This is a genomic window from Bacillus haynesii (assembly GCF_001969855.1).
Taxonomy (GTDB): domain Bacteria; phylum Bacillota; class Bacilli; order Bacillales; family Bacillaceae; genus Bacillus; species Bacillus haynesii.
Map to the genome: position 1 here is coordinate 1 of NZ_MRBL01000032.1, position 5291 is coordinate 5291.

Here is a 5291-nt window from a genome sequence, read left to right on the forward strand (position 1 = left end):
TTTCAATCACGCTGAAGGGATGATAAATGGTGTGAAAGATTGTAATTCTTCACATGCCATTTATTTTCGTGAAATTTGATGTTGCTTAGGCAGGCATTGACGAGCTTCGTGTTTTCCAGGTTGATGTCACCGTTTGAGATTTTTGACAGCAGCGCGTGTATCGCGGCTCCGTGTGCGACGATCAGCACTTTTTTGTCCGGATAACGCTCGCTGACCTTTTGAACGCCGGCCATCAGCCGTTCGGCAAGTGCTTCTTTTGATTCCTGATTCGGATATTCTTTATCAGGATAGAGCCTTGTTCTTTCATCGAATGGCATTCCTTCCGCATCTCCGTAATTCCTTTCGATGAAATCTTCCATTTCGATGATTTCAAGTCCCAGGTATTGATTGATGATTTCGGCGGTTTCTTTCGCTCTTCTTAAAGGGCTTGTAATGATGACGTCCCAGTCGGACCCTTTCAAAAACGCCCCGGTTTCTTTTGCTTGTTTTTTACCGGTTTCATTTAAAGGGATATCGGTTCTTCCCTGCAGTTTTCCTAAAGCATTCCAGTCTGTCTCGCCGTGCCGGATCAAACAAATCGCAGTCATGCTAAAAAGTCTCCTTTCGAACTAGGGATGCACATTTTCGGTGATATGGCCATTATACTAAATTTAAAAAACAGAACCACGAAATATGACTGGCACAGAACAACATTTACACGATTTTTTCAAACAGGAGCGCTACGCCGATTTTGCTGTTTTTCGATCCCGTCTGCAATCATTGTCGAGCGTTGCCATGATGGCGGTGAATGTCATATCTTTGACTTGCATAGCAGATTTTCAAATAACGTAATAGCATCAGGTGCAGAAGGATGCGAAAAAAAATACACAGGTCATGAATTGACCTGTGTACGGTAACGGCTTATCTTTTTGTCAGCTCTACGAGAGAATCGACTGAAACTGCGACTTGTGACACGGCGGCATTGACATCTTGAAGGCCGCTTAAAAATGACTGCAGGTCACCTTCGATTCGGCCGCTTTGCTCTTTGCTCGTTTTCATATTGGAGACGATATCATCGAATAAATGATTGATCTCCGACATCTTGTCTTTGCTTTCGTTCACGAGCTGGTTTACATCTGTAATATGCTTCGTGACGATCGAGATTTGCGCGTTTGTGTTATTGACGAGCTCTGATACGGTGGAAACAGTTTTTTTCGTATCATCGGACAGCTTTCTGACTTCGTTTGCGACCACTGCGAACCCTTTGCCGTGCTCTCCTGCTCTTGCCGATTCGATCGAGGCATTGAGCGAAAGCAAATTCGTCTGCTCGGCAATGCCTGTCACGATTCCGAAAATCTTTTCGATCTGCAGCGCGATTTCTTCCAGCTTTTTAATTTCCCGCTCGATTTGCGTCATGCTGCTTCCCATTTGATTCAGCTGCTGTTCCTGCTCCTCAAGCTCCTTTTTTCCGCCGATCGATTTTTGTTCGACAGAGACGGCTGTCTTCGTTCCGGCTCTTGACGTTTCGGCGATCTCGGACGATTTGTCGACCAATTCCTGTACGGCGCCCGTCGTTTCGGCAAATAAAGCGGCCAAAGAACCGGAAGTATCTTTAATTTGCCTGTGAAGTTCATTTTTGCTTTCTTCATCAAGTCTGCGGAGTCTCGAATGCTCGTCTTCAAAGGCCTCCAGGACGATCTGCTGTTCGATGTTGAGAATTTTGGTGACGGCTTTGACAGACCGCCTGTATTCCTCATCGGATAAGGCGTTTTCAAAAATGGTCAGCATGGAAAGAAGGAGATCTTGAAATGCCCCCAGATACCACTTTGGCAAGAGCCCAATGCGAAGATGGACGTGGGCGATCCGGATTCTTTTTTCTAAAAAGGCTTCGTCGATGACACCTGAAAACATTTCCTGGATGTGGATCGTCAATGTCTTTTTGAGACGGTCGACTGAGCTGTTGTCATGGATGATCTCCATTAAAGAGTTTTCATGCTCAAGGTTTTGATAAAACCGGGTGACGATGGTTTCGATATGTTCAGTGACTAAAGGCTTCAGCCTGCTCAGCACCCAAAGATCCTCATCCGTCAAATCGACCATTGCCAGCTGTTTTTTAAATTCTGTGTGCTGATTGAGCCTGATTCTTTTTGTTTGGTCAGGGCCTTCTCCAGCAAAAAATGATCGTTCTGTCTTTCTATCCTTTTTGAATAACACGATCGTATCCCCCTGTAATCGTTAATGATAAAACTGCCGCTTTTTTGAAATTTCCAGCATTTATCTTTTTATCGGCAATTTTTCATTACTTTTTAACTTGTGCACCTCAGCTTTCCGGATCTTTAAGAGGTTCTACGGCAGGACCCTCAATGACATCGCCGTCGATCGAAAACCTTGAGCCGTGGCAAGGACAGTCCCATGTCTTTTCCCCGTCATTCCACTCGACTTCACAGCCCATATGGGTGCATGTTGTGTCAACCAGATGAAGTTCGCCTTTTTCATCGCGATAAGCGCCTGCTCGTTTCCCGGCATGTGACACGACCGCGCCTTCTCCGTTGACAAGGTCTTCAGGCTTCCTGATCGGCTGCTCGAGTTTTCCTTCGGCAAAGTGTTTTGCAACATCCGCGTTGTAGGAAATCGCTTTTTTGATGCTTGGATCCGGGTGGAAACGGGCCGGTTGAAAGACGGCTTGATAAGGATTGTCTTCGCCTGCGATATGGTCTGTCATCAGCTGCGCGGCGAGCGTGCTCGATGTCATGCCCCATTTCCGAAATCCGGTGGCGACGAGAATGCGCTTTTCTTTCGGATAGATCGGCCCGATATACGGAACTTTGTCTAGCGTGATTAAATCTTGTGTCGACCAGCGGTAGGGGATCGATTCGATGCCGAGCACGCCTTCTGCAAATGATTCAAGCGCCTGATAATGATTGATTGTATCTTCGCCCTGGCCGGTTTTGTGGCTTTCACCGCCGACAAGAACCATTTTTTCCTCGCCGATCGTCACCGAGCGGAGCGATCGTGAAGGCTGGTCTATACTTAAGTACATGCCGCCGGGATACGGTGTTTTCGGCTTGACGGCGAGCACGTATGACCGGCTCGGCTCAAGCCTTGCAAAATAGAATCCTTTTTTATCATGAAACGGAAAGTGCGTGCAGCACGTAACATAATCGCTGAAGATTTGATGCCCGCTTCTTGTCAGCACTTTCGGCCGGTCGCCTTCTTTGATTTCCTTAGCCGCCGTGTTTTCGTAAATTTTTCCGCCGGCTTCCCGGACGGCCTCTGCAAGGTATTTCAAATAGTGCAGCGGATGAAACTGCGCCTGGTTTTTCATGACAAGTCCTGCTTTTACATCGATTGGGACGGGGAGATCTTTGATGAATTCCCTGTCAATCCCGAGCTTTTGGTATGCTTCATATTCCTTTCTGATTTTTTGGACGGATTGTTCTTCAGTTGTGTAAATGCACGCGTCCTGTTCTTCAAAATCGCATGGGATCTTTTGCTCAAGCACGAGGTTTTTGATAAAGGACAGCGCCTTGAGATTTGCTTCATAATACAGTCTTGCATTCGGCATCCCGATATGCCGGATCAGTTCATCATAGATCAGATCGTGCTGCGCGGTGATTTTGGCTGTCGTATGTCCGGTTGTTCCGTTGAGTATCCGGCCGGCTTCGATCAAGACGACGCTGTAGCCTTTTTTCGTCAGCAAATAAGCCGTCGTCAGTCCGGTCATGCCGCCGCCGATGATGGCGACATCTGTTTTGACATCTTCAGACAGTTCCTCGAACGAAGGAAGGTCTGTACTGTTTCTCCAATACGATTCAGGCGAATCCGGCAGTTTTTGTTCTTGATTGCTCACAAAATTCCCTCCATCATGCATCCGTTTTGTTCTTAAATTTTCCCAATTGAGAAATATTCATGCATGTGAAACGGCTTGTCATAAAAAAGGAGCGTTTTCATAAAATAGTAAGGTTGAATCGATGTGAAGGAGGAATGGTTTTGAGCAAGCAGCCGAAGAAAGTACTGCCTCCCCAGCACCAAACACAGCGTCCCGGATTGGAGTATTTGATGGATCCCCGCCCTGTTTTTGACCGGCCGAAACGAGAGCGGAAACTGGCTGGGAAAACCGCGATTATTACGGGAGGAGACAGCGGAATCGGCCGTGCCGTGTCCGTTTTGTTTGCGAAGGAGGGCGCGAACGTTGTCATCGTTTACTTAAATGAACACCGCGATGCAGAAGAAACAAAAGGTTATGTGGAAAAAGAAGGTGTCGGATGCAAGCTGATTGCAGGGGACATCGGGGACGAGGCTTTTTGCAACGATGTGGTGCGCCAGGCAAAGGAAGCATTCCCAACGATCGATATTCTCGTCAATAATGCAGCTGAACAGCATCCGCAAAAGGGAATCGAAAAAATCACGAGCCATCAGCTGATCCGAACGTTTCAGACGAATATTTTTTCCATGTTTTATTTGACAAAAGCTGTCCTGCCGCATTTGAAAAAAGGCAGCTCAATCATCAATACGACTTCGATTACGGCTTATGCCGGCAATGAAAGGCTGATCGATTATTCTTCTACGAAAGGAGCGATTACATCATTTACGCGTTCGCTCGCTTTGTCGCTCGTCGATCAGGGCATCCGTGTGAACGGGGTGGCACCTGGGCCGATTTGGACGCCGCTTATCCCGTCGACGTTTACGGAGAGAGAGGTCGAAATATTCGGTTCAACAACGCCGATGGAACGGCCCGGGCAGCCTGCTGAAGTGGCACCGAGCTATCTGTTTCTAGCCAGCGACGATTCTTCTTACATGACGGGCCAAGTGCTCCATGTCAACGGCGGAACGATTATTAACGGATAAAAAAGCCGGGACTATTTATCAGCCGGCTTTTTTCGCGTAAGAAAGCCAATCCGGGAGGGATTGGCCGTTATGCGTGCTTTTTCAGCGCTGTATATTCTCTTGAAAGCTTAAGGAAAGATTGCTTATCTCCTTTGTCTAATGCTTCATTAATCTTCTTGCTTAGCGTGTGTAAACGCCGTTTAAAAAGCGATTCATCAAGGACCATTTGAATGTAGATATCCGTGATGGTTACATCAAGTTCTTTCACCTTTTGGGTATTGCGGGACTTCATGAGCTCAGCGTACGACTTTTTCTCTTTCATAAAGATTCCCCCTGATGCCTTTTTTATAGTATATGGATTACACAACAAAAAATCAATAAGTATTTATAATTTTTAGATAATTATTCGAAAATGCGTGTTTATGAGAATAAAAGTTTGTATATTTGGACAAAGAAACTCGGATTTAATCGAACAAAACATAAAA

At 46.3% G+C, this 5291-nt stretch carries 5 protein-coding genes and 1 pseudogene; 1 reads left to right on the forward strand and 5 read right to left on the reverse strand.

Going from position 1 to position 5291, the window contains the following annotated elements:
* Positions 1-2: 2 nt before the first annotated feature.
* The 4 genes and pseudogenes from BTA31_RS20605 to BTA31_RS20615 all read right to left on the reverse strand — a co-directional run bounded on the left by BTA31_RS20605 (position 3) and on the right by BTA31_RS20615 (position 3850).
* Entirely contained in the window at positions 3-587 is a 585-nt protein-coding gene (locus BTA31_RS20605; RefSeq protein ID WP_076793820.1) for a histidine phosphatase family protein, read from the reverse strand.
* A 313-nt stretch (positions 588-900) separates the two neighbouring features.
* Positions 901-1407, reverse strand: coding sequence for a methyl-accepting chemotaxis protein (locus BTA31_RS23760; RefSeq protein WP_390183724.1), 507 nt, complete (start codon positions 1405-1407; stop codon positions 901-903).
* Between the two features lie 249 nt (positions 1408-1656).
* A pseudogene (locus BTA31_RS23765) lies at positions 1657-2193 on the reverse strand (protoglobin family protein); the annotation flags it as partial.
* Between the two features lie 106 nt (positions 2194-2299).
* Positions 2300-3850, reverse strand: a complete 1551-nt coding sequence (locus BTA31_RS20615; protein WP_076793826.1) for an FAD-dependent oxidoreductase — start codon at positions 3848-3850, stop codon at positions 2300-2302.
* Between the two features lie 119 nt (positions 3851-3969).
* Here BTA31_RS20615 and BTA31_RS20620 point away from each other — a divergent pair, with 119 nt between their 5' ends.
* Entirely contained in the window at positions 3970-4827 is an 858-nt protein-coding gene (locus BTA31_RS20620; RefSeq protein ID WP_043927304.1) for an SDR family oxidoreductase, read from the forward strand.
* A 67-nt stretch (positions 4828-4894) separates the two neighbouring features.
* Here the strand turns inward: BTA31_RS20620 and BTA31_RS20625 are convergent, their stop codons facing one another.
* The gene (locus BTA31_RS20625; protein ID WP_076793832.1) at positions 4895-5128 is read right to left on the reverse strand and encodes an IDEAL domain-containing protein; all 234 of its coding nucleotides are present in this window, start codon (positions 5126-5128) and stop codon (positions 4895-4897) included.
* Positions 5129-5291 lie beyond the last annotated feature (163 nt).